Below are 26,097 nucleotides of genomic sequence, written 5' to 3'. Positions count from 1 at the left end.
CTTATCCCACACAGTAGAATTATGGAAATTAGTGCACTTACTCTTCTTGAAGAACATTTAACAGCAGCTCTGCAATCGCCGCCGCACGAAGCTCGCCGTATCTTTCATGGCCGTGGTCGTTGCTGGCCGGGACTGGAGCAGTTGACGGTAGACTGGCTGGGCGATCAGGTCTTGGTTTCCTTGTTCAAAGAACCGTCGGAAGCGTTCTTGGCTGAGTTGGAACTAATGCTGAATCGTATGACGGCATTGCCATCATGGCAGGCATCTGGTGCGCGTGCGCTATTGCTCCAGCACCGAGACCGTCCTGGGGCTCCAACCGATTTGTTGTGGGGTGAAGGTCGCGAGTATCAAGATATCGTGGAAAACGGCCTGACGTTCAAGTTGGACTTGGGGCGTAAGCAAAATAACGGTTTGTTCCTTGATATGCGCTATGGCCGCGAATGGGTGATGCAGCATGCCAAGGGCAAGCGGGTACTCAATCTTTTTGCTTATACCTGTGGTTTTTCGGTGGCGGCTATTGCGGGTGGCGCAGAACATGTGGTGAACCTGGATATGGCCAAAGCGGCATTGTCCCGCGGTCGTGACAACCATCACCTTAACCAGCATGATCTTAAGCAAGTGAGTTTCCTCGGCCACGAACTGTTCAAGTCATGGGGCAAGGTGCGCAAGCTTGGGCCTTATGATCTGATCATTATCGATCCGCCATCATTCCAGAAAGGTAGCTTTGCCTTGACTCGAGATTACCAGAAAATCTTGCGCCGTCTGCCTGAGTTGCTAACCGCAGAAGGGCAGGTGATGGCATGTGTGAATGATCCGGGTGTATCCTCATCATTCCTGATTGACGGGATGGCGGCAGAAGCGCCTCAGCTTGTTTATAGAGAGCGTTTGGAGAATCCACCGGAATTTGCTGATATCGAGCCGGAAGGTGGTTTGAAAGTGCTGATTTTCGAACAGCAAAACGTTTGATTAGAACCGCGTTGCGGCTAATAGAATTTTCCAGAAGGCCCGAACGCTCAGCGTTCGGGCCTTTTTGTTGCGGAGGATACCCCGATGCTGAATGCGGCTAGTTCCGGAAAGTGGATGGCGGCAGGTGATCTTGGGTTATAGGGTATAGCCGTTGTTATTGCACATCATGTATGATGAATCGCTAATAATTTGTTTTATATTTACTTTTGGTAATAAGAGAGAGTCAGGATGGCAAATTTTTCTGAATATAAAGTGATTCATATAGCGGAAGGTGGCTGTGGTACCTTGCTATTAGGGGCCAGTGGTTTGCCGTTGCAGAAAATGGAAGCCGAGTTGAACAAATATGCCCAAGATGGCTGGCAGTTGGTGTTCCAAACCATCGAAAGTAAGCGCTATATGCTGTTTTGGCAGCGTGAAGCGGTGATCATCACGTTAGGCCGTTAATTTTGTTTAAGGCTACATCGCTGAAATTGATCCGCTTTTATCAGAGTAAGGGCGGGTCAAAAGTGCTTTTTAATATTGAGTGTAATTTCGAGCCTTCGTGTTCGGAGTATACCAAGCAATGCATCATCAAATATGGGGCAATCAAGGGGTGGAGGTTAGGGCTTGCTCGTATCCGACGCTGCAACCAACCCGATTTGGTTGAAAAAATTCGAGATGAGGTGCCGTAATGTCACGATCTGAGTCAATAGAAGCATTGGAAGCCAAGGAAGAGCAATTACGTTCCTTGGTCGCAGGCCTACCGCAGGAGCAGAGAAAACGCTTTTTTGCGGAGCAAGCAAAGCAGCTGAAAGATCCTGATACGTATGCAGCGCTCAATTGGCTGTTTCTGGGCGGTTTTCATCATCTCTACTTACGCAAATACGCGATTTTTGCGGTGGAGTTTACGCTGCTGATCATCGCCATTATTGCCTTGGTGATGGGCATTTATTACGCGGGGATCATTTTGATTGCTTTGACGGTGTATGAGTTACCGCAGCTGTTCTTTTCTCAGAAAATCGCCCGCCAGTATAATTACAACCTGTCGATGCAGATCTATCAGGATGTGTATGCCAATAAACGGTAAAACTAATTTACAATAAAAAGGCCCTTCCGCAATGCGGTTGAGCCTTTAGGTTGTGTTTATCTTAGTGATATTTGTCTATTTGGCAGTGAGATCGTTGCAAGTTTGGGCTGTGATTGGTTGGTTAACCATTGGCCGGCCCCGCATATCCATAATGACAATATTGTAATTGATCCCGTCATTGACCAATGGGCTCAATTCGTCATTGTTACAATAGTTGATGGCGGCGCTCTTGGCGGCCATCGTTGGTGGGATCTTGCCACCACCCCCATAGAGAATGGTGATTTCTACCATTGACTCTTTGGCGTGGGCCTTCATAACCTGATATTGATCGATCTTGTGGTACGGTGCTTGTTGGTTGATGGCGGCAGCACGGGCCTTGGCTAATTCTGCCAATACTTTTTCGTCTGAGTTTGATGCGCAACCTGCCAGTAATACCGTAGCCAGCAAAGCAAGCGTTCGTTTGATCATAGTGTATTCTCTTGTGGCCAATGCTCGGTTATGGCAGCACTTTCTTGAATGGTTTGACGATGACATTCTGGTAGACGCCGGCATCGATATACGGATCAGCATCGGCCCAGCGTTGGGCATCGGTCAGAGAGTCAAACTCGGCGATAACGGTCGAGCCGGTAAAACCCGCCTCGCCAGGGTTGTCACTGTCAATGGCTGGCATTGGCCCAGCGACTAGCAGTCGACCTTGTTCTTGTAATTCTTGCAGGCGAGCAAGGTGCTTTTCACGAACACTCATTCGACGCTCTAGGCTATTTTCAACGTCTTGGGAAAAAATGACATACCACATTTGTTATCTCCTTGTTAGTCTGAGGTCGATGGTATCGGTTTGTATATTAATGCAAAAAAAAAGCCCAAGCATTAGCTATGGGCTTTTTTTGTAGGGATTTCACTAACCGCGGCTAACAGGGCGGGGACGGCCGTTGCTGTCGATGGCCACATAGTTGAAAGTCGCTTCACAGACTCGGTAGCGCTCGCCAACGCCTTCTACGCAGATTGGCTTAACCCAAACTTCGAGGGCCACACTCATCGAGGTGTTGCCGATACGGCTGCATTCACCGTAGCAGCATACGACATCACCAACGCTAACTGGTGCTTTGAATGCGATGCTGTCAACTGAGACGGTAACAACGCGACCGCCGCAAATTTCTTTGGCCAAGATGGCTCCAGCCAGATCAAGCTGGGACATAATCCAGCCACCAAAGATATCACCGTTGGCATTGGTGTCGGCTGGCATGGCAAGGGTGCGGAGCAGTAGCTGCCCGCGCGGGATATTGTTTTCTGTTGTCATGTTGCGACTCTGTACTACTTGGAATCGGAATGGTTATTTGCACCGTGCTGATCAGAGGAGTCCTCTGTCTGCTCGGGGATACTACGCATATGGTGGTAGATATATCCACCGCTGGCAAGGGAGAAAATCAAAGTCAGGGCTAAAAGCCCAAAGACCTTGAAGCTGACCCATACATCGAGCGGGAGCGTAAAGGCAATATAGACATTCACTACCGCGCATACAACGAAAAATAAGACCCATGCGGTATTGAGCTTGCGCCAAGCTGTATCAGGCAGGGTGATTTCCTTACCGAGCATGTTTTTGATAAAGGGTTTGCCGAGCCATTGGCTGACGGCAAGCCCACCCGCGAAAAGGATGTAGATGATAGTGACTTTCCATTTGATGAAGTTTTCATCATGGAGAAAAATTGTGAGGCTGCCAAAAATGGTTACGATGACAAAAGTCACCAGTTGCATAGTCTCGACTTTTCGGTGCTTGAACCAGGCAATAGCGACCTGAATAGCGGTGGCGGCAATCAAGGCGGCCGTAGCCACGTAGATATCATGGGTTTTGTAGAGAACGAAGAATATGAGCAGGGGAATAAAGTCAATCAGTTGTTTCATGGTGATAGCCACTAGCACGAAAAAGTAGTGCCATCATACCCCTAATTTCTACAATGCCAACTCGGAGGAGGCGGCTGCCGAGATGGCGTAAGAGATATGGAGAAGCTACCACTGTTGCAATGGTGTGCACGATATAAGCAAGATGCGTCCATATTCTAGAAGATAAGCTGTTTCTGAAGTGTTTTCTTGAACGTTTTTTGCTCTACTTAGGCGGGTTTCTGTTATGGAAGATGGGTATTGATATGGAACTTCTCGTTCTTTTTTTATTGGGAATACTATTTTTTACCGTTCTAACGATTAAGTTGGCGGCCAAGCTTTTGGGTTTGGAAAGTCCTGGTGCTGGGGTCTGTGTGCTGGCGACTATTCTGTCGGCTGTCATTTCCGGCATTTTGCTTGCATTTGTCGGGGACGGTTTCCTCGCCTTCGTGGTTTCCTTATTTGTGACAGGGGGAGTCTATACCTTGGTTTTCGGGGTTAATACGGTGGTGGGCTTCGTACTGGCTTTTGTCGCCATGGTTATTCAATTCGCATCGATGTTTGCAATGACGATATTGGGATTATCGGTGGGGATGATCTCGATGGGGCAGTTATAGAACCGCCCAGTAGGGCGGTTGCTTGGATGTGGTCATTGCTTTGCTTACTTGCTGTCGGTCATATTATCGACAATCACCGCACAGGCAGCATCGCCAGTGATATTTAGTGCGGTGCGGATCATATCGAATATTCGGTCGAGGGCAAACAGTAGCGGCAAGCCTTCTATTGGAATACCCGCTGCCAGTAATACGGCGACAACCAAGAATGAAGGGCCCGGTACACCGGCTTGACCGACAGCTCCCAAGGTGGAGGTGACAATAATCGCGATATATGCCCCCATCCCGAGATCAATAGTGAACATCTGGGCAAAGAATACGGCAACTAGTCCATAGTAGATGGCGTTGCCACTCATATTGATGGTCGCACCCAGAGGCAGGACGAACGATGCCGTGGAATTTTTAACGCCTAGCTCTTCCTCACAGGTTTCCATCGTAACGGGCAGCGTGGCCATTGAAGAGGCGGTTGAGAGTGCGACCGTTTGCGGCTTTATCATGGCAGATAAAAACTTGAGCGGTGAGGTTTTGCTGAATATTTTGATCAAAGCCGGATAGAAGATAAACCCATAAATCAGAATAGCTACGATGTAGACGATAAAGAGCTTGAAGACCACCATCAAAGCGCCAAACCCAAAGGTGCCGACGGCATCAGCCATCAGGCCGAAGACCCCCAGTGGCGCGATTTTCATTACCACGTTAATCATCCACACCATTGCATCGACGATGGCGTTGACTCCGTTGACCAGCGGCTCTCGGCGCTGTTTTTCCAGTTTTGATACGGCAATACCGAAAAAGAGGCAGAAGACCAAAATCTGGAGAATGTTCGCTTCGTTGAGGGATTGAAAGACATTGGTGGGGATCATACCGAGGACGGTTGCCCAGAAACCGGGGAGGTCGCCTTTGTTCGCGTAGACATTGGAAAACATGCCCTCAACACCGGTAAGGTCGACGCCTTTTCCTGGCTGGAATAATTCGCCCATGAACAGAGCAAGCGCAACAGCGACTGCCGATGTCAGGCCAAAGAAGCCTAGTGTGGCTAAGCCAACCTTGCCTGCTGATTGGCTGCCGCCGAGACTGGCGGCCCCAGCGATGATGGCTACAGCAACCAGAGGGATGACCAGCATTTTGATCAGGTGAATGAAGATGCTGCCTAGCGGTGCGAACATACTGGCAGAGTGCCCCATCATTGCCCCGACGAGTGTCCCGGCCACCATGGCGATGACCACCTGGATCCCGATGTTGCCCATTAGTCCTTTTTCTTTCAACACCTTGTATTCCTCAGTTGTGTTTGTCCTGCATGTGTGATTTTTGTTACAGCATGAATATCAAGGTGGGCTAGTAGCCTTTTATTTCGGATGTGTAATTTTTGTTAACTTGATATTTGCAATTGTGGTTTTACATGGAAACATATCACTTATCAATAATAGTGCGGATAAATTTATATTCTCATCATAATGTGCAACATTAATGATAACTCTATCGTGTTTGTTAACAACTTGCTTGCGGTATAGGTGGCGGGGTTGTGATGCATTGATCCCTGCGCTGTTTCTGGGGACTTACGGTGATTGGTACTAGACGACAAAGCCGCCTCGGGGGCGGCTTTGTGTGATATTGGAGAGGGCTTATTCTGAGAGGGTAGCGGCTTTCATTGAACGGATAAATGCCGCCATCGCTGTCAGTGTGCCATCGTGATCTCCGAGGTTGTTTTCGATCACTTTGACCACCGCAGAGCCTGAAATTGCCCCCGCGGCGCCAGCGTCGATGGCCTCTTTTACTTGCGCAGGCTCTGAGATACCAAAACCAAGAAGTGCAGGTGGTGCATTGAAGGCATTGAGGCTCTCAAGCAGGTGGCCGATAGGCATACCGGCTTTAGTTTCGGCCCCGGTCACACCGGCACGGGAAAGGAGGTAGGTGTAACCGCCCCCCAGTTCGGATACCTTTTTGAGGGTAGCTTCTGTGGCGTTAGGCGGGGCGATGAAAATGGGGTGAATACCGTACTTTTCGGCGGAAGCCCTGAATTCGGCGGATTCATTGATGGGGACATCGGCTACCAGCACCGAGTCGACACCGGCCTTGGCGCACTGGGCATAGAAGTTATCGATGCCATTGGCAAAAACGAGGTTGGCATACATCAGCAGGCCAATCGGGGTATCAGGGTATTTGCTCCGGATTGTGGTTATCAGCTCAAAGCAGACGGTAGGTGTTGTGCCTGCCTCAAGGGCGCGAATGGTTGCCCCTTGGATTGTCGGCCCGTCAGCGAGCGGATCGGAAAATGGGATGCCGAGCTCCAGTGCATCGGCACCAGAGGCGATCAGGGTGTCGATGATATCCAGCGACTGTGCCGGGGTGGGATCGCCGATAGTCACAAACGGGACAAATGCCCCTTCGTTGCGGGCCGCAAGGCGGTCAAATAGGGCTTGGTAACGATCCATTACAGCACTCCTTTGGCATCTAGAATATCGTGGACGGTGAAAATATCTTTGTCGCCGCGGCCGGAAAGGTTAACCACCAGCAACTGTTCTTGGTTCGGGTTGTCATTGACCATCTTCAGGGCATGGGCCAGAGCATGGGCAGACTCTAGCGCAGGGATAATCCCTTCATGGCGGGCTAGTGCCTGAAAGGCATCGAGAGCCTCGTCATCGGTGACGGCCACGTAGTCGGCTCGGCCGATGGCATTAAGGTGAGCATGCTGAGGACCAACAGAGGGGAAATCCAGCCCCGCCGAAACAGAGTAAGACTCCTCGACTTGTCCATACTCGTCTTGCATCAGTGGTGCTTTCATGCCGAAGAAGATCCCCAGCTTACCGTGTTTCAACGGTGCGCCGTGCATGTCGGTATCCAGCCCTTTGCCTGCGGGCTCTACCCCGATTAGGCCGACGTCGCTCTCGTCAATAAAATCGGCAAACATACCGATGGCATTCGATCCGCCGCCGACGCAGGCAATCACGGCATCTGGCAGGCGGCCTTCTTTTTCGAGGATCTGGGCTTTGGTTTCCTCGCCGATAATATGCTGGAACTCGCGCACGATAGTCGGGAATGGGTGAGGGCCAGCGGCTGTGCCGAGCAGGTAATGGGCAGTGTCGTAGCTGGCAGACCAGTCACGCATGGCTTCGTTGCAGGCATCTTTAAGGGTGGCAGAGCCCGAGTGAACGGGGATGACGGTCGCCCCCATCAGTTTCATTCGGAAAACATTGGGACTTTGGCGCTCAACGTCCTTGGCGCCCATGTATACCCGGCATTTAAGGCCGAGCAGGGCACAGGCCAAAGCGGTTGCAACCCCATGCTGGCCCGCGCCGGTTTCGGCTATAATCTCGGTTTTGCCCATCCGCTTGGCAAGCAGGGCCTGGCCAAGAACCTGATTGGTTTTATGGGCCCCGCCGTGTAGCAGATCCTCGCGCTTGAGGTAGAGTTTGGTTTTGGTGCCCTTGGTCAGGTTCTGGCACAAGGTCAGGGCTGTCGGGCGGCCGGCATATTCTTTCAAGAGGGACATGAACTCATCGCGGAATACTGGGTCCTGTTGGGCCTCAACAAAGGCAGCTTCCAGCTGGTCGAGGGCCGGAACCAGAATTTGCGGTACATATTGACCGCCAAATTCGCCGAAATAGGCGTTAATCTTGCTCATCATTATTTCCTTAATATTTCCTGATAGCCGCAAAGGCCGCTTTCAATTTGTTCGGGTCTTTCTTGCCAGGGGCGCTTTCAACGCCGGAGTTGAGATCCAGTCCGCGACAGCCCAGTTTGGCTGCCTCACAGACATTTTCAGGGGTCAGCCCGCCAGCTAGCATGGTGATCTGTTTTTGTTCGTCTGGGATCAGTCGCCAGTCAAAGGCGACACCGGTACCACCGCTTTGGCTACCTGCTCGGCTATCTAGCAGGTGGCGGTCAGCATCCCATAAGGCTAGCTCGGGAGATTGGCTGTCTACGCCGTGTGCTTTCCAAATTTCGCAATCTGCGGGTAGCTGTGCCTTGAGGGTGCGCACGTAGTCCGGATCTTCGTCACCGTGGAGCTGGACGGCGGCCAGTGATAGTGCTTTGGCGGCTTTGGTTACGGCATCGGGATCGGCATTGCGGAAAACACCGACGTACTTGAGCGGGGCACCACTCATTACCATTCTTGCCTGTTCGATATCAATTTGGCGCGGTGAGCTGGATACGAAAATCAATCCGCCGTAGACCGCACCATGCTGGTAGGCCGACGCTGCATCATCGGCGTGGGTCAGCCCGCATACCTTATTTTCGCCAAGGATAACCTTGCGGACGGCTTGTTCTAGATTGTCTTCGGACATCAGTGAGCTGCCGATCAAAAAGCCGTTGGCATAAGCGGCGAGATCACGCACCTGCTGGTGGGTATAGATCCCTGATTCGGAGATCACGATAGTGCCTTCCGGCAGCTTTGGCGCCAGATGTTTGGTGCGGTCGAGATCGATGCTGAGATCGCGCAGGTTACGGTTGTTTATCCCGACGACCTTGGCCTTGAGTGCAATGGCCCTTTCGAGTTCATCTTCGTTGCTGACTTCGGTCAGGATCCCGAGATTGAGCGACTCGGCTACAGCGGCGAGTGTTTGGTATTGTTCGTCGTCAAGTACCGACAGCATCAGCAGGATCGCATCGGCCTGGTAGTGCCGTGCGAGGTAGACCTGATAAGGATCTATCATGAAATCCTTGCACAGTACCGGTTGGCGAACTTGGCCGCGAACGCGTGGCAGGAAGTCAAAACTGCCTTGAAAATACTTTTCGTCGGTCAGCACGGATATTGCGCTGGCATGGTTGTTGTAGACCTGCGCGATGTAATCGAGATTGAAATCATCGCGGATCAGCCCTTTTGATGGCGAGGCTTTTTTGCATTCGAGGATAAACGCTACATGCTCGCCGGACAGCGCATCATAGAAACTGCGATCGCTAGGCACCAGTGCCTCTTTGAACGAAGCCAAAGGCTGGTCGGCTTTGCGTGCCTCGACCCACAGCCGTTTGTCAGCCACAATTTTTGCTAATACGGTTTCCATCATTAATCCCTCTGTGCCAGTTTTCTGACCAGGTCGAAGGCTTTGCCGGATGCCATGACGGCAAGTGCTTGCTGCGTATTGGCTTGTAGATCCTCTTGGCCGAACAGGCGGAGGAGCAGGGCAACGTTGACAGCAACTGCCGCGTTTTGTGCCGGGGTGCCACTGCCGGTCAGGATGTTAGTAATAATGGCTCGGTTTTCTTCCGGCTCGCCACCTTTGATTGCTTCTAGCGGGTAGCTCTCTACCCCGAAATCTGCTGGAGTCAGGGAGTATTCCCTGATCTCGCCGTTGACAATCTCGGCGACGGTGGTCGGGCCGTGGATTGCCACCTCGTCAAGCCCGCTGCCGTGAACGACAGCGGCGCGCTTCATGCCCATTGCCTTCATGGTTTCGGCAATGGGCCGAACCAATGCTTCATCATAGACGCCCATCAGTTCGATATTCGGTCTGGCCGGGTTGATAAGCGGGCCGAGCAGGTTGAATACGGTTCGGGTTTTCATGGTTTGGCGTACTGGCATCGCATGGCGAACGCCGCCGTGGTATTCCGGCGCAAACAGAAAACAGACGCCGAGCTCGTCAAGGGCTGCCCGAGCGGTTTCCGGTGTCATGGCCAGATTGATCCCGAACTTGTCGAGCAGATCTGAAGAGCCTGATTTGCTCGAAACACCGCGGTTACCGTGTTTGGCGACTTTGACCCCGCAGGCTGCCGCCACGAAGGCCGCAGTGGTGGAAATATTGATGGTGTCATGGCCGTCACCGCCAGTTCCGACGATATCGGCAAAGTCGTACTCCGGGCGAGGAAACGGATTGGCATTGGCCAGCAGCGCCTTGGCTGCCCCTGCTATTTCGGCCGGGCTTTCGCCTTTGATTTTAAGGGCGGTTAGCAGTGCTGATAGCAGGATAGGTTCGATGTCGCCTTTGATAATGGCATCGAACAGAATTTGGCTTTCCCGCTCGCTCAGTGCTTGTTGGTCATACAGCTTGTCGGCAATGGTATAAATGGTCGTATCCATCCTAGATTCTCCCTTAAATTTGATTGTTTCTCTGTTCGTCAGCCCGCGGTTTGGTTGTGACCCAATCCAATGTGTTGGTCAGTAGCTGGGCACCTTGGGTCGTCAGAATCGATTCGGGATGGAACTGAAATCCGCAAACCCGGTCTTGTTCGTTGGCTACAGCCATAACAAGGTCGTCGACTTCGGCGATCACTGCCAGATTGTCTGGTACTGAGGTCGCCACCAGCGAGTGGTAGCGGGCAACCGTCAGTGGGTTGGGAAGGCTGTCGAAGACGGCATGGCTGCCATGGGCCATCATGGCTGGCTTGCCGTGGACGATTTGACCGGCTCCGGCAACTCTGCCGCCGTAGGCCTCGACAATAGCTTGGTGGCCGAGACAAATGCCGATCATCGGCACTTTTCCGCGTAACCGCAGGATAAGCTCGGGCATGCAGCCCGCATCCGCTGGGGAGCCGGGGCCCGGCGAGAGTACCAGTACCGGATTGTTTTTCTCGGCAATGGCCTGTTCGATATCGGCAGCATCGAGGCTGTTGCGGTAGACAGTGACAAGACAGCCCAGTGAGCGGAACTGGTCTACCAAGTTGTAGGTAAAGGAGTCGAAATTGTCGATCAGAACAATATGAGGCTGGTTCATGATGCGGCTCCTCGTAATTTGGCCGAGGCGCTGTGTGCCTTGCAGATGGCGGTGATGACGGCTTGTGCCTTGCCGCGTGTCTCATCGGCTTCGGCCTGTGGCTGTGAGTCGTAGACCACCCCAGCTCCAGCCTGCACGCTGGCCGTACCATCTTCGACATAGGCCGAGCGGATCACGATACAGGTATCCATGTCGCCTTGGCCGGTCAGGTAGCCGACGGCACCGCCATAGCTACCTCGACGGCGTTGTTCGACCTCTCGGATCAGTTGCATGGCGCGGATTTTCGGCGCGCCGGTCAACGTCCCCATGTTCATGCAGGCCTGATAGGCATGGAGGGCATCGAGATCATTGCGTAGCTGGCCAACCACGCGAGAAACCAAATGCATCACATGGCTGTAGCGGTCGACTTTGAGGAGGTCGGCAACGTAGCGGCTTCCTGCCTCGCTGATGCGCGCCACGTCATTGCGGGCAAGATCCACCAGCATCATGTGTTCCGCGTTTTCTTTCATATCACTGCGCAGATCGAGTTCGATACGCCCGTCTAGATCCAGGTTTATCGTCCCGTCCGGGTTTTTGCCCCGATGGCGGGTGCCAGCTATCGGGTAGATCTCGATCTGGTTGCTTTCGGTACAATATTTGAGGGCGCTTTCCGGTGAGGCGCCGAATAGGGTGAAATCCGCGTCTTGCAGGTAGAACATGTAAGGACTGGGATTGCCGATTTTCAGTTCTTTGTAGGCGTTGAGTGGGGATGGGCACGGCAGGATAAACTGGCGTGATGGAACAACCTGAAAGACATCCCCATTGATAACGTGTTGCTTGAGGTCTTGCACTTGTTGGCAGAATGCCTCGTCACTGACGGTAACTGTCGGTGTGACATCATCGAGTATCGGCGCGGCCGGCAGTGGTGTCGGCACTAGGCAAGCTTCTTTTATATGCTGCAGGCGGCGGCTCAGTTCGAAGTAGCTCGCGGTATAGGTGTCCCCTCCGAACAGGGTTGCCTGCAATTTGCCTTTGCGGCGCTGGTGGTCGATAACCAACAGGGTTTCGGCAATATAGAACAGGTAGTCTGGGCAGCGGTTGTCCTGCTTGACTGCCGGGAGCGGCTCGAAACTATCGACGACGTCATAGGCAAACAGGCCGCCCAGAAACAGGGCCTCGCGCGGATGCCCCGCTATATCAAAAGCCTGCTGGATCAAACGCAAGGCATCGAAACTGGACGTTTGGCGTAGGCGGCTGTCTTCGTCCAGAGCCCGACCGGACTCGGCAAAGGTCAGCACCAGTGTGCGGGGTTCACGCTGGCTCTGGATATCTGCCGGAAGTTTGCCGGACAGGGTTTGCAGTACATTGAGGCCGTTGTCGGTCAGGGCTTCAAGCCTGACTTCCTTGCCCCGGCAGACGATGCGCACGGCGGCATCAATCAGCATTAGGCTTTTCAGATCCTGCTTGGAGTCGATTTCTGCCGATTCCAACAGCAGGTTATGGGGGCGGCCGTCACACACCGAGTAATAGAGCTCGGTGGGATCCGCCACATAGGGGACATCCAGGCTGAGCAACTCCAGCTCGCCGACGCCTAGCGGGTTCGTATTCACAGCGTTCTCCCTGCCGCTTCTACAAAAGGTTTCAGCTCTTGCATGAGCTGTTCGAACATTGGACCCGTCAGTGCCTGATGTCCGTCAGACAATGCCTCACACGGGTTAAGGTGCGATTCGACGATGATACCGTCAGCGCCAACGGCTGCGGCTGCCCGCGATAGTGGGATCACCAGTTCGCGAACACCGGTACCGTGGCTTGGGTCTACCACCACCGGCAGGTGGGTTCGTTGTTTCAGGTAGGCGACGGCATTGAGGTCCAACGTATTGCGTGTTGCTGTTTCGTAGGTACGGATCCCCCGCTCGCACAGGATGATGTTCGGATTACCGGCATCGTAGATGTATTCCGCCGCCAGCAGCAACTCCTCGATAGTGGCGGAAAGTCCGCGTTTGAGCAAGACCGGTTTTTGGCTTTCACCGACGGCTTTGAGCAGGGCATAGTTTTGCATGTTGCGCGCGCCGATTTGGAGGCAGTCGATATACTGGCACATAGCCTCCATCTGGCTTACTTCCATCACTTCCGAAACGGTAGGCAGCCCTAGTTGTTCGTTGGCCTGTTTGAGTAGCTTCAGGCCGTCAATGCCCATTCCTTGAAAATCATAAGGGCTGGTGCGGGGTTTGTAGGCCCCGCCGCGTAGGGCGACGGCACCATACTGTTTGACCACTTCGGCGACAGCCATCAACTGGTCTTCAGACTCTACTGAGCAAGGTCCTGCAATAACGGCAAATTTGTCGCCGCCTACCGAGGCATTGCCGAAGCGGACGACGGTATCGTGGGCTTGTACTTCGCGGCTGACCATCTTGTACTTGGTTAGGATTGGCTTGACGGTCTCAACGCATGGGTAAGAATCGAAATGGAGCTGCTGCAAGATACGTTCGTCGCCCAGCGCACCGAGAACAATACGCTCAACTCCCGGCATATACAGAGGCTTGAGTCCGGCCGTTTCGATGCGGGTCAGTATTTCTTGTGCTTGGGCTTCGGTGGCATTGGGTTTTAGTACAATAATCATCGTTTTATTCCTTTACTTACCCAGCGTATTTGGGGCCGGGGGCTGCATATTCGGCTTCGTTTAGTTTAGCTATAGATATAAAAAAACCCGCTCTCGGGCGGGCTTGTGTTATCTGGCTCTAGGCACAGCGACTCACACCACCCGCAGAGGGAAGTGCCACCACCAAGAGAAGAAAGCGCAGAGCTGATGATGAAATTGCTGTAACATGTAAATGTCCTGTAACCTAGTTCGGGGTAACTGCGTACTAGTAAACTAGTTCATTGAATTGAAGTCAAGAATAAAATTTATGTTATTTGATTTACATAGTCATACGACTGCGTCTGATGGTCGGTTGTCGCCACAAGAGCTAGTGATGAGGGCGGTAGAACGCCGGGTGGATGTGCTTGCGATTACGGACCACGATACCGTGGCCGGGTTGGCAGAGGCCGAGATGACGATTGCAGCACAGAATTTGCCAATAACACTGGTCAAAGGCATTGAAATATCGACACTTTGGCAAAACTTTGATATTCACATTGTTGGCTTGCAGATTGATTCTGAGCATCCGGCAATGGTGCAGATTATCGAACAGCAGGCCGCGCGGCGAGAGGCCCGGGCCGAGCTGATTGGTGAGCGGCTAGAGAAAAACCGGATGCCGGGGGCGCTGGCTGGCGCAAAGGCCATTGCCGATGGCGCAACCCTGACTCGAGCTCATTTTGCCCAGTGGATTGTCGAGCAAGGGTATGCCAAGAATATGCAGGCCGTCTTCAAGAAGTACATGACCCGCAATAACCCGGGTTATGTCCCGCCTAATTGGTGTTCGATGGCTGAAGCTGTGACGGCTATTCATCAGGCCGGGGGCATTGCCGTACTGGCGCATCCGGGTAGTTACAATATGACGGCTAAATGGATCAAGCGGCTGCTCGCTGCATTCGTCGACGCTGGTGGCGATGCAATGGAGGTGGCTCAACCGCAGCAGGCTCCGCAAGATAGACGCGTGCTGGGGGATTATGCAATTGATTATAATCTGATGGCTTCGCAGGGCTCTGATTTTCACTATGTCTCTCCATGGACCGATCTTGGACGTAACTTATGGTTACCGAAGGGCGTGACTGAGGTCTGGCATGACTGGGGTGTTGAGAAGCTACGTGAAGAAGGTGAAGCGTCCTGAGTGAGGGCCTTCCCGTGGAGGAAGAATGAGTCAGTTTTTTTATGTTCATCCGGAAACACCACAAACCCGTCTGATTAATCAGGCTGTGGCGATTATCCGTAATGGTGGTGTGATCGTGTACCCGACTGATTCGGGATATGCGTTGGGCTGCCAGCTGGAAAACAAATCGGCATTGGAGCGCATTTGCCAGATCCGCCGCCTTAACGACAAGCATAATTTTACCTTGCTGTGTCGTGATCTTTCCGAGCTTTCGCTCTACGCCAGGGTGGATAACAGTGCGTTCCGCCTGCTACGCAACAACACACCGGGTGCCTATACTTTTATCTTCAAGGGTACCAAGGAAGTGCCGCGTCGTTTGATGAATCCGAAGCGCAAGACGATTGGTATCCGGGTTCCGGACAATGCTATTGCCTTGGCTCTGCTGGAAGCATTGGGCGAGCCGATGATGTCAACGTCTTTGATCTTGCCGGGTAACGAAGTGACCGAGTCTGATCCTGAGGAGATCCGCGATAAGATTGAGCATGCAGTCGACCTGATTATCAGTGGTGGCTACCTTGGCGAGCAGCCGACGACGGTGGTTGATTTTAGCAATGACGAGATTGAGATTGCTCGCGTTGGAGCGGGTGACCCATCTCCGTTTGAATCCTAGCCAATATAGCGCCTTATTCACACTGGGTGCGTAAATATTATCACCGACGGGCGTTCACGGCGCGCTGGGTCGAGCTAGAAACGGTAACAATTCCTTACTACCAAACTGCGTTTTAGGTGGTAAGTGGGTTAAGCTTTTGGCATAATTCGCCGTCGCTTTGAATAGGTCGAAGCGTGATGATATTTCGACGCCTGTGAAGGCGACAAAGGTTTGTCTAATGAGTGAAAAATTACAGAAAGTACTGGCGCGTTCTGGCCAGGGTTCTCGCCGCGAAATCGAACTGATGATCCAGAACGGGCGCGTCAGTGTTGATGGTATCGTGGCTAAACTGGGTGATCGCCTGGAAGATTTGAGCGTTAACGTACGTATCGACGGTCATAAAATCCAACTGGTGTCATCGTCGGACGAAATTTGTCGAGTACTGGCTTATAACAAACCGGAAGGTGAGCTATGTACTCGCCATGATCCTGAAGGTCGTCGTACCGTTTTTGATCGCCTGCCTCGCCTGAAAGATGGCCGCTGGGTATCTGTTGGCCGTCTTGATGCGAACACTGCAGGTTTGCTGCTGTTCACAACAGATGGTGAGCTGGCTAACCGCCTGATGCACCCGAGCCGCAGTATCGAGCGTGAATACATGGTACGTGTATTCGGCGAAGTGAGCGAAGATATGGTTCGCAACCTAGTTCGTGGTGTTGAGCTTGAAGACGGTATGGCCCGCTTCGAAGACGTTGTCTACGCTGGTGGCGAAGGCATGAACCACACGTTCTACGTGGTGATCACCGAAGGTCGTAACCGTGAGGTTCGTCGTCTGTGGGACTCGCAGGGTGTGACGGTAAGCCGTCTTAAGCGTGTACGTTACGGTGATATCTTCCTGACCAAAGATCTGCCTCGCGGCGGTTGGATGGAGCTGGAGCTAAAAGAAGTTAACTACCTTCGCGAGAAAGTAGAACTTCCTGCTGAAACCGAAACAGCACTGACGGTTGAAGGCCAGAAGCGTAAGCGTGGTGTTCGTCAGATCCGTCGTGCGGTACGCCGCCATGAAGAGCGCCTGAGCGATGATACTCGTGGTAACCGCCGTCAAGACAAGCGCCGTGGCTCAAACCGCAATGGCCAAGAGATGCCTGTACAGGAGAACAGCGGTTCTCGCCGTCAGGACAAGCGTCGCGGTGCTAACCGCAACAGCCAAGAGCAGTTCGGTTCTGAATCGAATGGTTCTCGTCGTAAGCCTTCTGGCAATGCGGCTAACCGTCGCAATCCTTTGAAGACGAAACCGGCAAAGCCGCGCGTGCGCAAATAATACTGCCTTTCGTTAAATCGGACATTTTAAAAGCCAGGCTCTTGAGCCTGGCTTTTTCATTGTTGGTGTTTTAGCTGGCAGCCCCGGGTTTTCTCTTGGGTTGAGCGTCAATACATTGGCCGTGGACGCTATCGCTCTCTTTGCTCATCAGATAAACATACAGCGGCATAATCTCGGCGGGTGTTTTCAGCAAGCGGGCATCTTCAGCGGGGAAGGCCTGGGCGCGCATTGCCGTGCGGGTGCCGCCGGGGTTGATAGCATTGACCCTAACCTGAGTGTTGTTGAGTTCGTCGGCCAGTACTTGCATCATCCCTTCAGTGGCGAACTTTGATATCGAGTACGTTCCCCAGAAAGCCCTGCCTTCGTGGCCGACTGTCGAGGAGGTGAAGATGATACGGCCGTGTGGCGACTGTTTGATCAGTGGCAGGACAGCTTGTGTCAGCAGGAATTGGGCCTTGACGTTGACCTGCATGACATCATCGAAGACCTCTTCGCCGAGTTGCTCGAAGGGGCTGAGTACGCCCAATAAACCGGCATTGTGCAGCACGCCGTCAAGGCGGCCGAATTGTCCTTCAATGGTATCGACCATGTCGAGGTAGTTTTGTCTGGTTGCGCCCATCATATCCATGGGGATGATGGCTGGCTGCGGATAGCCAAGGTTTTCGATTTCGTCATAGACCGCTTCGAGCTTGGCAACGGTGCGGCCGAGCAGGACCACGGTAGCACCGTGAGCGGCATAGCTAATAGCTGCCTGGCGTCCGATACCGTCACCGGCTCCGGTTACCAGAATAACGTTATCCTTCAGTGTCTTCTCATCCACTTGATAATCCACTCAATACTTCCTTTTCGTTGTTATCATTGGCGTAGTGTAACACTGTCAAATTGGCGATGACATGATCGCTCCTCGACAATCGGGAATAGCCGCTGTTTTGAGCAGTTGCTCGCCCTTTGCCGTTGGTGATGAATATTGGCGTAGCCGAATCGATGACAACGTGGTTACAATGAATTCAAACAAGAGAATGAGGACTCGACATTGGATTTTTTGTTTGATTATGGGCTGTTTCTAGCCAAGATTGCCACGGTGGTGATCGCGATTATCAGTATTCTTGTTATCGTTAAGGGACTTAAAGGCCACCACGGCGCCAAAGGGGAGCTGGAAGTCACTGACTTGACCGAGCAGTACAAGGAGACGGTCGAGCAGCTGGAATCCCACTTGTTTGACAAGCCATTGCTCAAAGCGCGTGACAAGGCTGAGAAAAAGGCTGAAAAAGAGAAACACAAGGCACGCCAGAATGAAGTAAAGAAAGCGGCGAAGGAAGGGGATTTGAGCCATTCCCGTGAGCCTCGTCTCTTTGTTCTTGATTTTCATGGCAGTATCGATGCCAAAGAAGTGGCTTCGCTGCGCGAGGAAGTGACGGCTATTTTGGCTGTCGCGATTGAAGGCGATGAGGTGTTGCTGCGTCTTGAGACGGGCGGCGGCATGGTGCATGGCTACGGCTTGGCTTCATCGCAGCTTGACCGCCTCAAAGCGGCCGGTATTACGTTGACCATTTCAGTGGATAAAGTCGCGGCCAGTGGCGGTTATATGATGGCGTGCGTGGCTGATAAGATCATCTCTGCGCCGTTCGCGGTTGTTGGTTCTATCGGGGTGATTGCTCAGCTACCAAACTTCAATAAACTTCTGAAAAAGAACGATATTGAGTTTGAGCAGATTACTGCTGGTGAGTTCAAGCGTACCCTGACCATGTTTGGTGAGAATACCGACAAGGCACGTGAGAAATTCCAGTCTGAAATTGAAGAGACCCACGGATTGTTCAAAGACTTTATCGCAGAGCACCGTCCTGAGCTGGATCTTGAAAAAGTGGCTACGGGCGAGCACTGGTTTGGCAAGCAGGCTCTAGGTTTAGGATTGGTTGATGAGATCGGCACCAGTGATGATTTTATTAGCCATGCATGCAAAGATCGCGAGGTGTTGCAGGTTCGCTATGTCCAGCGTAAGAAACTGGCTGAAAAGCTAGCTGGGGCAACCGGTGATGCTGCTGATAATCTACTGTTGAAGTGGATTAGCCGTGGCCAGCGTCCGATTGTTTAAGGCGGGTAGCGTATGAACCAGATGTGGGCGTTGTTTTCCTTCCAAGGGCGTATGCGTCGCCGTGACTACTGGCTTTATAGTCTTCCTGTGCTTTTGGTAATGATGCCCGTTATTATCTATTCACCAATGGATATGGCTGCGGAAAATGATCTGCAGTCGATTCTGTCGTTGTTAATTACGGGCTTTGCGATGTGGGCGTCAATGGCGCTTAACGCCAAGCGTTTGCACGACCGTGGCAAGAGTGCATGGTGGCTGATTCTGACATTTGTGCCATTGGTGGGGCCGGTGTTTGTCATTATTGAACTGGGCTGCCTTGATGGCACCAAGGGCGATAATGCATATGGCCCGGATCCGAAGGGGCGGGGAGAGCCACCGTTGCCCCCTCAGGATGGTCAGGAGAACAATAAAGACACGATGACTATTGATATTTGAGTTCACTACCGGATAGCATAAATAGCCCCGCGATGCGGGGCTATTATTTTGTTAGTTGGCCAGAGTAAACTCCGGTGAAAGTTTATGGGCAAGAAACTTGAACATATTAAAAACCAGTGTGGTTTTTTCTGTCGGTAAGCCTTTGTCATCAAGGAAGTAGTTTTCACCCTTGAAGATCAGTACTTCGTCACGCTCTTCCACTGCAGTCGCGCGCATGCCATCGATATAGCTGTCATGATCTTGGATGATTTGGTTGGCAATCATTAGAAGATCGGACGTTGAAATGCTTGTTTTGTCGCTCATGGTCAGTCTCTTTGCATAGTCTCGGGACTGGTGGATACCAGCCGGTTGTCATTAGTGTATTGAAGACAGGTAAGAAAAATCAAGTGAGTGGTTATTGGTCGGCGTACTGTCTGGTTGCTGCCCTAATCGATGAAATTCTGTGAGCGACGACAAAAAATCGTTGTTTTTGATAGTAAATTTTCAGCCTAGGTGGTAATCATTACCGCCCGTTACAGGGGCGAAACGGTGCACTGAGCAAGTTCTTGTCATTGATAATGTATTTGCCGCAACGTTTCATTAACATGTGGGGAAGGGACAAGCAAACGGCTGCGATTTGGCAAAAAGCAGTTGACCTTCTAAGAATGTAGCCCAATATGTAAATACTAAACGCATTACGTAACTCGTTACCTGCCTAACCAGCATAAATGGCGGTTTTCAGGAGGCGTGAAAAGTTACGTAATCAGTTTGGCGTATTGCCGTTGCCGTGCTTTCAGTGGGTTATTTGAACGTGCAACTATTTGTTTATTTTTAAGTTTGAGCACGAGGACGTAAAAGAACGATTATGGGCAAATCTCTCGTTATTGTGGAGTCCCCAGCCAAGGCCAAGACGATTAATAAGTACTTGGGCAAGGACTTCATCGTAAAGTCAAGCGTAGGTCATGTCCGTGACCTGCCGACGGGCGCCCGCAGCACCGGTAAGAAGGCGGCTGCGACGACCACGAAAGGCTTGGATGCAGAAGAAAAAGCGCGCATTAAGAAAGAAAAAGAAAAAAAAGCGCTGATCAACAAGATGGGTGTGGATCCCTACAACAATTGGGAAGCCCATTACGAAGTACTACCGGGCAAAGAGAAGGTAGTCAACGAACTGCAAAAGCTGGCCGAAGACGCTGACTTTGTTTATCTCGCGACCGATTTGGACCGCGAAGGAGAGGCCATTGCGTGGCACCTTCGTGAGATCATCGGCGGCGATGATGAGCGCTACAAACGAGTGGTTTTCAACGAGATTACCAAAAATGCCATTCAGCAGGCTTTTGAGCAGCCGGGTGAGTTGAATATTGACGGTGTCAATGCGCAGCAGGCGCGCCGCTTCCTTGACCGCGTGGTTGGCTTCATGGTGTCGCCGCTGCTGTGGAAAAAAGTGGCACGAGGCCTATCTGCTGGACGCGTACAGTCTGTCGCGGTGAAGCTAATCGTTGGCCGCGAACGTGAAATCAAGGCGTTTGATCCGGAAGAGTACTGGGATATCCATGCCGATACGCTGACGGGTGGCAAAGACGCATTGCGTCTGATGGTTGCCCAGCAGGCTGGCAAGGCATTCCGTCCGGTCAATGAAAGCCAGACTATGGCTGCCAAGTCGCTGCTTGACAGTGCGGTTTACACTGTGGCCGAGCGTGAAGACCGCCCGACGACCAGTAAGCCATCAGCGCCGTATATTACGTCGACCTTGCAACAAGCTGCGAGTACCCGTTTGGGCTACGGCGTTAAGCGCACAATGGGCTTGGCTCAGCGTTTGTACGAGGCGGGTTATATTACCTATATGCGTACAGACTCGACTAACCTGTCGAAAGAAGCGGTTGAAGCGGCGCGTGAATATATTGGCAGCGAGTACGGTGAGCAGTACTTGCCAGCAAGTCCGAATACTTACGGCAGCAAGCAAAATGCCCAGGAAGCCCACGAAGCGATCCGTCCGTCGGATGTGTTGGTGCGTGCAGAAAATCTTGAAGGCATGGATCAGGATGCGATCAAGCTGTATGACTTGATTTGGCGCCAGTTCGTTTCCTGCCAGATGGTTCCGGCAAAATATGACTCGAGCACGATTACCGTGACGGCGGGTGAGTTTACCCTGAAAGCCAAGGGCCGAACCCTGCGCTTTGACGGTTGGACTCATGTCCAGCGCCCGACTGGAAAGAACGAAGATACCACCCTGCCAATGGTGCAGGTGGGTGATACCCTGACGCTAGAAGCGCTGGATCCGAAGCAGCATTTCACCAAGCCACCAGCTCGTTTTACCGAAGCTGCATTGGTTAAAGAACTTGAAAAGCGCGGTATTGGCCGTCCGTCGACCTACGCGTCAATCATCTCGACCATTCAGGATCGCGGCTACGTACGTGTTGATCAACGCCGTTTCTACGCTGAGAAGATGGGTGAGATTGTCACCGATCGTCTGGACGAAAGTTTTGCGGATCTGATGGACTACGATTTCACCGCCCGCATGGAAGGCAATCTCGATAAGATTGCCGAAGGCGAAGCGAACTGGAAAGCGGTACTCGACAATTTCTTCAGCGATTTCACTGGCGAGCTGGAAAAGGCAGAGCTGGATGAAAGCGAAGGCGGGATGAAGCCGAACAATATCGTGCTGACAGACATCGAGTGTCCGACGTGTGGCCGCCCAATGGGGATCCGTACCGCATCGACCGGTGTGTTCTTGGGTTGTTCGGGTTATGCCCTGCCGCCGAAAGAGCGTTGTAAGACGACAATCAACCTCGGTGACGAGGACGGTATTGTTAACGTTTTGGAAGAAGACGTTGAAACGGCAGCTCTGCGTGCCAAGAAGCGTTGTCCGAAATGTAGTACGGCGATGGATGCCTACTTGATCGATGCTGAGCGTAAGCTGCATGTGTGTGGTAACAACCCAGGTTGTGACGGCTACATTGTCGAGAAAGGCGAGTTCATGCTCAAGGGCTATGATGGTCCGGTGATTGAGTGTGACAAGTGTGGTTCCGATATGGAACTGAAGAACGGCCGTTTCGGCAAGTACATGGGTTGTACCAGCGAGTCATGTAAGAACACCCGTAAGATCCTTAAGAACGGTGAAATCGCACCGCCAAAAGAAGATCCGGTACATTTTCCTGAGCTGCCATGCACCCAGGATTCGGATGCCTACTTTGTGTTGCGTGATGGCGCATCGGGTCTGTTTATGGCCGCGAGTACCTTCCCTAAGTCACGGGAAACCCGTGCTCCGTTGGTGGAAGAACTGGTACGTTTCAAAGATCGTCTGTCGCCTAAGTTCCTGTATCTAACGGAAGCTCCGACCCACGATCCGGATGGCCGTCCGACAGTGGTTCGCTTTAGCCGTAAGACTAAAGAAAACTACGTTCGCTCTGAAATTGATGGCAAGCCATCGGGTTGGACTGGCTTGCACATTGACGGCAAGTGGGAAATCACCGACAAGCGCAAGAAGCCAAAAGCGAGCAAGTCGGAAGAAGAATAATAAAAAACCGCCGAAAGGCGGTTTTTTATTGCCGTAAGTATTCTGTAGCGGATCAGGCGATTGCCAAGGTTTCGCAGGGAACCCCGCTGTGGAAACGGAAGTTATCGTCGGGGGCATTGATAAGCTCCGCCTCGCGGGCCCCGATGGCCTGGATTCTGTCACTGATATCGCCACCGGCGATTTGCTCGGCAAGGATCAGGTAGTCTTGGTAGTGGCGTGCTTCGGAGCGTAGCAGCGAAATATAGAACTTACGCAGATCGTCATCGAGGTAAGGGGCGAGTTTGGCAAAACGCTCGCATGAACGGGCCTCAATGTATGCCCCGATGATCAGTTTGTCGATTAGCGTGGCGGGTTCGTGGGTGCGGACGATTTTCATCAGCCCCTTGGCATAGCGGCCGGCATTGAGGTTGGAGTATGGGATGCCGCGATTTTCCATGATCTCGAGCACTTGCTCGAAATGATGGAATTCTTCTTTTATTAGCCGCACCATTTTGTCGATCAGCGGTTGGCCGTGAGGAAAGTCGCTGCGGGGAGTGAGCGGTGCACTGAGCCCGTTTTTCTTACCGTGGAAATGGCGGGTATCGCGATGCTGACCATAGACGAACTCTTCGTACGGTTTGGCCCAGTCGAGCAGTGCTTGGCCGCTGGCTTTGTCGATGGCATAGCGGCGGATCAGGAATATCGCCGTCTGGCTGGCTTTCAGTTCACAGTTGCAGTGATCTACCAGCAGGGTAGTAAGATTGCCTGGCTGCTTTGCCTGATTAATCCAGGCATCGGGGGTTTCACAGTGAAGGAATTGCTTTACCGGGGTAAGCAGCTCATCGATCATCTGCTGTTGGGATGTACTCATGGGCTAACTTTTTATGATTGAAATAGTTGCGCCATTATACCCGTGCAAGTGGGCTATACCCAAGAGGCGGCAGTTTTAGCAAGAATGCAATAATAAAAAAGGCCACCCTTGGGTGGCCCTTCTTGTTATTACCATTTGCGTTTTGGCTGGAATAGCACGTCAAGCTCGTCTTGCTCTTTGGCAAGCATTTGCTGGCGTTCTTTTTCGTGCTGACTGCTCTGGTTGATATCAATTTCACTGAGCATTTTTTGCAGCTTTTCCCTTGCCTGATTCGCATAATTGTCATTTTTGCTTGAAAGGGCATCCAAGCCTTTTTGCAAAAGCTGTTTTGACGTACCAAGCTGACGTTTTTGAGCCGCGTCACTGGCACGCTTGATGACGTTCTCGATATTAATTCGCAACTGGATGCTTTCAAGACGCGCATTTTCAGCGACAAAGGCCTGAGTCGCCATACGGCCACGGCTGTGTTCGCTCTTGATGACCGCTTTTAGGCGTTTTACCAGCTGCAGCATACCAATCGCTTGACGGTCAGTGCTTGGTACTTTGAATGCGGTAGCGTCCGCATTGGAATAGTTTTCTTGCAGCTGACGAATTTGTTCGCTAACTTGGCTGATACGAACAGGCATGTTTCGATCTTGCGGATCTGCCTGCTGCATCCCTTCTAATGAGTGCAGTACGCGTCTATTGAGGCAAACTAGCAATTCTTTGCTATACGGTAGAAGGTGGGCATTACCGATAAGCTCTTCGGTTGCATCGATAATCGCAATGTATTTGGCGAGTTCTTGCTGTTTGGCACTTTCTAGTTTCTGGCGATACTGGATAATAACGTTGTAACCAACGATAAGGACCAGTAGTAAGCCGATCAAGCCAATGATAAGTGGCATGCTCATGTCAGGTATTGACCATCCGTACTGATATTTAGTCTTATAAGATACACCATATGCTTTGTTTGCAACAGTGTTGCAAAGCTTTTTATGACTCCTGTTCAAGTAATTTTAGAATACTTTTCGCGCATTCCTCGAAAAAATAATACTAAAAGGGAACCTATTCTCTATTAAGGATATTTGATGGAAGAAAGAAGGGGGAATGCCTGCCCAAATGATGGCTTGCTCGGGGGATTATTTTCAAGAAAGACTATGAAAACAGCGGTAGAAAATATATAACATAAAATTATACATGGAGGATTACATATACATTCTATATAGCGGTAGGATTCACTGCGCTGCTGTATTTAAGGTATAAGGGATTAATAGCAGGCGGTACCATGAAATTACAGCAATTACGATACATCGTTGAGGTTGTTAATCACAATCTGAACGTTTCTTCAACGGCCGAAAGTCTCTATACCTCGCAACCGGGGATCAGTAAACAGGTTCGGTTGCTTGAAGATGAACTCGGTATTCAGATTTTCGAACGTAGCGGTAAACACTTAACCAAGGTGACGCCTGCCGGTGAAGAGATCGTAAAAATTTCTCGTGATATTCTATCCCGGGTCGAAAGTATCAAATCCGTTGCCGGAGAGCATACCCATCCCGAAATGGGGACGCTGAATATTGCGACCACCCATACCCAAGCTCGATATGCACTTCCTTCAGTTATTCAGGGCTTTACCGCTCGCTATCCAAAGGTCACCCTGCACATGCATCAAGGGACGCCGTCCCAGCTTGCTGACGCCGTTGCCAAGGGGACGACGGACTTTGCCATCGCCACCGAGGCTTTGCATCTTTATCAGGATATGCTGATGTTGCCGTGCTACCACTGGAACCGTTCTATTGTGGTTAAGGCCGATCATCCTCTTGCCCAGAAATCAGAAATTACCATCCATGATTTGGCCGCCTACCCACTGGTGACTTATGTGTTCGGTTTTACCGGCCGCTCCGAGCTGGATAGTGCCTTCAACCGCTCGGGGCTGACGCCACGCATCGTTTTCACCGCAACGGATGCCGATGTGATCAAAACCTATGTCCGGCTTGGCATGGGTGTGGGGGTCATTGCCAGCATGGCGATGGATCCCGAAACCGACAGTGACTTGGTCGCAATCGATGCCAGCCATATTTTCGAAGCCAGCACGACCAAGATTGGCTTTAAGAAGGGGTCATTCCTTCGTACGTATATGTATGACTTCATGGAGCGTTTTGCCCCGCATCTAACGCGCAATGTGGTCGATCAGGCTTTGATGCTTAAATCCAATGCCGATATTGAGGCGATGTTTGCCGATATGGAGTTGCCGGTAAAATAGCCGTGTCGTGCGCTCAGTCAGGGAGGGGCAAGAACGGTGCCCTGCGGTGAGGGCTTGTTGATTGTGCCAATTTCGGATGTGTTCTTTGGTTCTTGGCGATAGAATGGCGTGTTTTCCCATATCAT

General features: G+C 51.8%; 28 protein-coding genes and 1 other annotated feature. Of the genes, 12 read left to right on the top strand and 16 right to left on the bottom strand.

What is annotated here, in order from left to right; translation table 11 throughout:
* Positions 1-21 precede the first annotated feature (21 nt).
* From ACSF8X_RS12845 to ACSF8X_RS12830, 4 genes are all read left to right on the top strand, one after another.
* Positions 22-966 carry a class I SAM-dependent methyltransferase gene (locus ACSF8X_RS12845; RefSeq protein WP_500850157.1) on the top strand — a complete coding sequence of 315 codons (945 nt, stop codon included), beginning with the start codon at positions 22-24 and terminating at the stop codon, positions 964-966.
* A 228-nt stretch (positions 967-1,194) separates the two neighbouring features.
* Complete coding sequence (locus ACSF8X_RS12840) at positions 1,195-1,410, top strand: DUF4177 domain-containing protein (RefSeq protein WP_047877233.1); 216 nt, start codon at positions 1,195-1,197, stop codon at positions 1,408-1,410.
* Between the two features lie 2 nt (positions 1,411-1,412).
* On the top strand, positions 1,413-1,637 hold the full coding sequence (gene yidD, locus ACSF8X_RS12835; RefSeq protein WP_084722134.1) for a membrane protein insertion efficiency factor YidD: 225 nt from the start codon (positions 1,413-1,415) through the stop codon (positions 1,635-1,637).
* Positions 1,637-2,032: a hypothetical protein gene (locus ACSF8X_RS12830; protein ID WP_500850155.1), complete on the top strand. Its 396-nt coding sequence runs from the start codon at positions 1,637-1,639 to the stop codon at positions 2,030-2,032. The genes yidD and ACSF8X_RS12830 overlap by 1 nt, the downstream gene beginning before the upstream one ends.
* Before the next feature lie 75 nt (positions 2,033-2,107).
* Here the strand turns inward: ACSF8X_RS12830 and gspS2 are convergent, their stop codons facing one another.
* The 4 genes from gspS2 to ACSF8X_RS12810 all read right to left on the bottom strand — a co-directional run bounded on the left by gspS2 (position 2,108) and on the right by ACSF8X_RS12810 (position 3,931).
* Positions 2,108-2,500 carry a type II secretion system pilot lipoprotein GspS-beta gene (gene gspS2 / locus ACSF8X_RS12825; RefSeq protein WP_047877231.1) on the bottom strand — a complete coding sequence of 131 codons (393 nt, stop codon included), beginning with the start codon at positions 2,498-2,500 and terminating at the stop codon, positions 2,108-2,110.
* A gap of 28 nt (positions 2,501-2,528) precedes the next feature.
* Positions 2,529-2,828, bottom strand: coding sequence for a YciI family protein (locus ACSF8X_RS12820; protein WP_047877230.1), 300 nt, complete (start codon positions 2,826-2,828; stop codon positions 2,529-2,531).
* Between the two features lie 102 nt (positions 2,829-2,930).
* A complete protein-coding gene (gene yciA, locus ACSF8X_RS12815; protein ID WP_047877229.1) occupies positions 2,931-3,329 on the bottom strand; it encodes an acyl-CoA thioester hydrolase YciA in 399 nt (132 codons plus the stop codon).
* 14 nt (positions 3,330-3,343) lie between these two features.
* Positions 3,344-3,931, bottom strand: a complete 588-nt coding sequence (locus ACSF8X_RS12810; protein WP_047877228.1) for a septation protein A — start codon at positions 3,929-3,931, stop codon at positions 3,344-3,346.
* Between the two features lie 242 nt (positions 3,932-4,173).
* On the opposite strand from ACSF8X_RS12810, the gene ACSF8X_RS12805 reads away from it, so the two are divergent.
* Positions 4,174-4,524 (top strand): hypothetical protein, encoded by a 351-nt coding sequence (locus tag ACSF8X_RS12805; protein ID WP_500850154.1) that lies wholly within the window; start codon positions 4,174-4,176, stop codon positions 4,522-4,524.
* A 44-nt stretch (positions 4,525-4,568) separates the two neighbouring features.
* On the opposite strand, the gene ACSF8X_RS12800 is transcribed toward ACSF8X_RS12805, so the two are convergent.
* From ACSF8X_RS12800 to aroF, 8 genes are all read right to left on the bottom strand, one after another.
* Positions 4,569-5,768, bottom strand: a complete 1,200-nt coding sequence (locus ACSF8X_RS12800; RefSeq protein ID WP_047877226.1) for a dicarboxylate/amino acid:cation symporter — start codon at positions 5,766-5,768, stop codon at positions 4,569-4,571.
* A 375-nt stretch (positions 5,769-6,143) separates the two neighbouring features.
* Positions 6,144-6,953: a tryptophan synthase subunit alpha gene (gene trpA / locus ACSF8X_RS12795; RefSeq protein ID WP_500850153.1), complete on the bottom strand. Its 810-nt coding sequence runs from the start codon at positions 6,951-6,953 to the stop codon at positions 6,144-6,146.
* Positions 6,953-8,143 (bottom strand): tryptophan synthase subunit beta, encoded by a 1,191-nt coding sequence (trpB, locus tag ACSF8X_RS12790; RefSeq protein ID WP_047877224.1) that lies wholly within the window; start codon positions 8,141-8,143, stop codon positions 6,953-6,955. The genes trpA and trpB overlap by 1 nt, the downstream gene beginning before the upstream one ends.
* Positions 8,144-8,153: 10 nt before the next feature.
* Positions 8,154-9,524: a bifunctional indole-3-glycerol-phosphate synthase TrpC/phosphoribosylanthranilate isomerase TrpF gene (gene trpCF / locus ACSF8X_RS12785; protein WP_500851190.1), complete on the bottom strand. Its 1,371-nt coding sequence runs from the start codon at positions 9,522-9,524 to the stop codon at positions 8,154-8,156.
* A 2-nt stretch (positions 9,525-9,526) separates the two neighbouring features.
* Entirely contained in the window at positions 9,527-10,537 is a 1,011-nt protein-coding gene (gene trpD / locus ACSF8X_RS12780) for an anthranilate phosphoribosyltransferase (protein ID WP_500850152.1), read from the bottom strand.
* A 13-nt stretch (positions 10,538-10,550) separates the two neighbouring features.
* Complete coding sequence (locus tag ACSF8X_RS12775; protein WP_500850151.1) at positions 10,551-11,171, bottom strand: aminodeoxychorismate/anthranilate synthase component II; 621 nt, start codon at positions 11,169-11,171, stop codon at positions 10,551-10,553.
* Positions 11,168-12,760 (bottom strand): anthranilate synthase component 1, encoded by a 1,593-nt coding sequence (locus tag ACSF8X_RS12770; protein ID WP_500850150.1) that lies wholly within the window; start codon positions 12,758-12,760, stop codon positions 11,168-11,170. The genes ACSF8X_RS12775 and ACSF8X_RS12770 overlap by 4 nt, the downstream gene beginning before the upstream one ends.
* A complete protein-coding gene (gene aroF / locus ACSF8X_RS12765) occupies positions 12,757-13,770 on the bottom strand; it encodes a 3-deoxy-7-phosphoheptulonate synthase (RefSeq protein WP_047877220.1) in 1,014 nt (337 codons plus the stop codon). The genes ACSF8X_RS12770 and aroF overlap by 4 nt, the downstream gene beginning before the upstream one ends.
* Before the next feature lie 77 nt (positions 13,771-13,847).
* Positions 13,848-13,941: a sequence feature (Trp leader region), on the bottom strand.
* Positions 13,942-14,056: 115 nt separating this feature from the next.
* On the opposite strand from aroF, the gene rnm reads away from it, so the two are divergent.
* The 3 genes from rnm (at position 14,057) to rluB (ending at position 16,866) form a co-directional block, all read left to right on the top strand.
* Entirely contained in the window at positions 14,057-14,920 is an 864-nt protein-coding gene (rnm, locus tag ACSF8X_RS12760) for an RNase RNM (RefSeq protein WP_047877219.1), read from the top strand.
* 25 nt (positions 14,921-14,945) lie between these two features.
* On the top strand, positions 14,946-15,569 hold the full coding sequence (locus tag ACSF8X_RS12755; protein WP_047877218.1) for an L-threonylcarbamoyladenylate synthase: 624 nt from the start codon (positions 14,946-14,948) through the stop codon (positions 15,567-15,569).
* 217 nt (positions 15,570-15,786) lie between these two features.
* Positions 15,787-16,866: a 23S rRNA pseudouridine(2605) synthase RluB gene (gene rluB, locus ACSF8X_RS12750; RefSeq protein WP_047877217.1), complete on the top strand. Its 1,080-nt coding sequence runs from the start codon at positions 15,787-15,789 to the stop codon at positions 16,864-16,866.
* 70 nt (positions 16,867-16,936) lie between these two features.
* On the opposite strand, the gene ACSF8X_RS12745 is transcribed toward rluB, so the two are convergent.
* The gene (locus ACSF8X_RS12745; protein ID WP_500850149.1) at positions 16,937-17,698 is read right to left on the bottom strand and encodes a YciK family oxidoreductase; all 762 of its coding nucleotides are present in this window, start codon (positions 17,696-17,698) and stop codon (positions 16,937-16,939) included.
* Positions 17,699-17,899: 201 nt separating this feature from the next.
* Here ACSF8X_RS12745 and sohB point away from each other — a divergent pair, with 201 nt between their 5' ends.
* Together sohB and ACSF8X_RS12735 are read left to right on the top strand one after the other, a co-directional pair.
* The gene (gene sohB, locus ACSF8X_RS12740; protein ID WP_047877215.1) at positions 17,900-18,958 is read left to right on the top strand and encodes a protease SohB; all 1,059 of its coding nucleotides are present in this window, start codon (positions 17,900-17,902) and stop codon (positions 18,956-18,958) included.
* Between the two features lie 12 nt (positions 18,959-18,970).
* Positions 18,971-19,390: a DUF805 domain-containing protein gene (locus ACSF8X_RS12735; protein ID WP_500850148.1), complete on the top strand. Its 420-nt coding sequence runs from the start codon at positions 18,971-18,973 to the stop codon at positions 19,388-19,390.
* Positions 19,391-19,441: 51 nt separating this feature from the next.
* Here the strand turns inward: ACSF8X_RS12735 and ACSF8X_RS12730 are convergent, their stop codons facing one another.
* Entirely contained in the window at positions 19,442-19,693 is a 252-nt protein-coding gene (locus ACSF8X_RS12730; protein ID WP_047877213.1) for a DUF2498 family protein, read from the bottom strand.
* Between the two features lie 541 nt (positions 19,694-20,234).
* Here ACSF8X_RS12730 and topA point away from each other — a divergent pair.
* A complete protein-coding gene (gene topA / locus ACSF8X_RS12725) occupies positions 20,235-22,883 on the top strand; it encodes a type I DNA topoisomerase (RefSeq protein WP_047877212.1) in 2,649 nt (882 codons plus the stop codon).
* Between the two features lie 52 nt (positions 22,884-22,935).
* Here the strand turns inward: topA and miaE are convergent, their stop codons facing one another.
* Together miaE and ACSF8X_RS12715 are read right to left on the bottom strand one after the other, a co-directional pair.
* On the bottom strand, positions 22,936-23,733 hold the full coding sequence (gene miaE, locus ACSF8X_RS12720; protein WP_047877211.1) for a tRNA isopentenyl-2-thiomethyl-A-37 hydroxylase MiaE: 798 nt from the start codon (positions 23,731-23,733) through the stop codon (positions 22,936-22,938).
* Positions 23,734-23,861: 128 nt separating this feature from the next.
* Positions 23,862-24,623 (bottom strand): hypothetical protein, encoded by a 762-nt coding sequence (locus ACSF8X_RS12715; RefSeq protein ID WP_047877210.1) that lies wholly within the window; start codon positions 24,621-24,623, stop codon positions 23,862-23,864.
* Between the two features lie 374 nt (positions 24,624-24,997).
* Between ACSF8X_RS12715 and cysB the strand changes: the two genes are divergently transcribed.
* The gene (gene cysB, locus ACSF8X_RS12710; protein WP_047877209.1) at positions 24,998-25,972 is read left to right on the top strand and encodes an HTH-type transcriptional regulator CysB; all 975 of its coding nucleotides are present in this window, start codon (positions 24,998-25,000) and stop codon (positions 25,970-25,972) included.
* Positions 25,973-26,097 lie beyond the last annotated feature (125 nt).

The organism is Photobacterium panuliri (assembly GCF_059920555.1).
This window is presented reverse-complemented; position numbering and strand designations above follow the sequence as displayed.

Excerpts from the sequence above, each read along its gene's own strand:
- ACSF8X_RS12845 (WP_500850157.1), top strand. The coding sequence starts at position 22 with ATGGAAATTAGTGCACTTACTCTTCTTGAAGAACATTTAACAGCAGCT.
- ACSF8X_RS12840 (WP_047877233.1), top strand. The coding sequence starts at position 1,195 with ATGGCAAATTTTTCTGAATATAAAGTGATTCATATAGCGGAAGGTGGC.
- ACSF8X_RS12830 (WP_500850155.1), top strand. The coding sequence starts at position 1,637 with ATGTCACGATCTGAGTCAATAGAAGCATTGGAAGCCAAGGAAGAGCAA.
- gspS2 (WP_047877231.1), bottom strand. The coding sequence starts at position 2,500 with ATGATCAAACGAACGCTTGCTTTGCTGGCTACGGTATTACTGGCAGGT.
- ACSF8X_RS12820 (WP_047877230.1), bottom strand. The coding sequence starts at position 2,828 with ATGTGGTATGTCATTTTTTCCCAAGACGTTGAAAATAGCCTAGAGCGT.
- yciA (WP_047877229.1), bottom strand. The coding sequence starts at position 3,329 with ATGACAACAGAAAACAATATCCCGCGCGGGCAGCTACTGCTCCGCACC.
- ACSF8X_RS12810 (WP_047877228.1), bottom strand. The coding sequence starts at position 3,931 with ATGAAACAACTGATTGACTTTATTCCCCTGCTCATATTCTTCGTTCTC.
- ACSF8X_RS12805 (WP_500850154.1), top strand. The coding sequence starts at position 4,174 with ATGGAACTTCTCGTTCTTTTTTTATTGGGAATACTATTTTTTACCGTT.
- ACSF8X_RS12800 (WP_047877226.1), bottom strand. The coding sequence starts at position 5,768 with ATGGGCAACATCGGGATCCAGGTGGTCATCGCCATGGTGGCCGGGACA.
- trpA (WP_500850153.1), bottom strand. The coding sequence starts at position 6,953 with ATGGATCGTTACCAAGCCCTATTTGACCGCCTTGCGGCCCGCAACGAA.
- trpB (WP_047877224.1), bottom strand. The coding sequence starts at position 8,143 with ATGAGCAAGATTAACGCCTATTTCGGCGAATTTGGCGGTCAATATGTA.
- trpCF (WP_500851190.1), bottom strand. The coding sequence starts at position 9,524 with ATGGAAACCGTATTAGCAAAAATTGTGGCTGACAAACGGCTGTGGGTC.
- trpD (WP_500850152.1), bottom strand. The coding sequence starts at position 10,537 with ATGGATACGACCATTTATACCATTGCCGACAAGCTGTATGACCAACAA.
- ACSF8X_RS12775 (WP_500850151.1), bottom strand. The coding sequence starts at position 11,171 with ATGAACCAGCCTCATATTGTTCTGATCGACAATTTCGACTCCTTTACC.
- aroF (WP_047877220.1), bottom strand. The coding sequence starts at position 13,770 with ATGATTATTGTACTAAAACCCAATGCCACCGAAGCCCAAGCACAAGAA.
- rnm (WP_047877219.1), top strand. The coding sequence starts at position 14,057 with ATGTTATTTGATTTACATAGTCATACGACTGCGTCTGATGGTCGGTTG.
- ACSF8X_RS12755 (WP_047877218.1), top strand. The coding sequence starts at position 14,946 with ATGAGTCAGTTTTTTTATGTTCATCCGGAAACACCACAAACCCGTCTG.
- rluB (WP_047877217.1), top strand. The coding sequence starts at position 15,787 with ATGAGTGAAAAATTACAGAAAGTACTGGCGCGTTCTGGCCAGGGTTCT.
- ACSF8X_RS12735 (WP_500850148.1), top strand. The coding sequence starts at position 18,971 with ATGAACCAGATGTGGGCGTTGTTTTCCTTCCAAGGGCGTATGCGTCGC.
- ACSF8X_RS12730 (WP_047877213.1), bottom strand. The coding sequence starts at position 19,693 with ATGAGCGACAAAACAAGCATTTCAACGTCCGATCTTCTAATGATTGCC.
- topA (WP_047877212.1), top strand. The coding sequence starts at position 20,235 with ATGGGCAAATCTCTCGTTATTGTGGAGTCCCCAGCCAAGGCCAAGACG.
- miaE (WP_047877211.1), bottom strand. The coding sequence starts at position 23,733 with ATGAGTACATCCCAACAGCAGATGATCGATGAGCTGCTTACCCCGGTA.
- ACSF8X_RS12715 (WP_047877210.1), bottom strand. The coding sequence starts at position 24,623 with ATGAGCATGCCACTTATCATTGGCTTGATCGGCTTACTACTGGTCCTT.
- cysB (WP_047877209.1), top strand. The coding sequence starts at position 24,998 with ATGAAATTACAGCAATTACGATACATCGTTGAGGTTGTTAATCACAAT.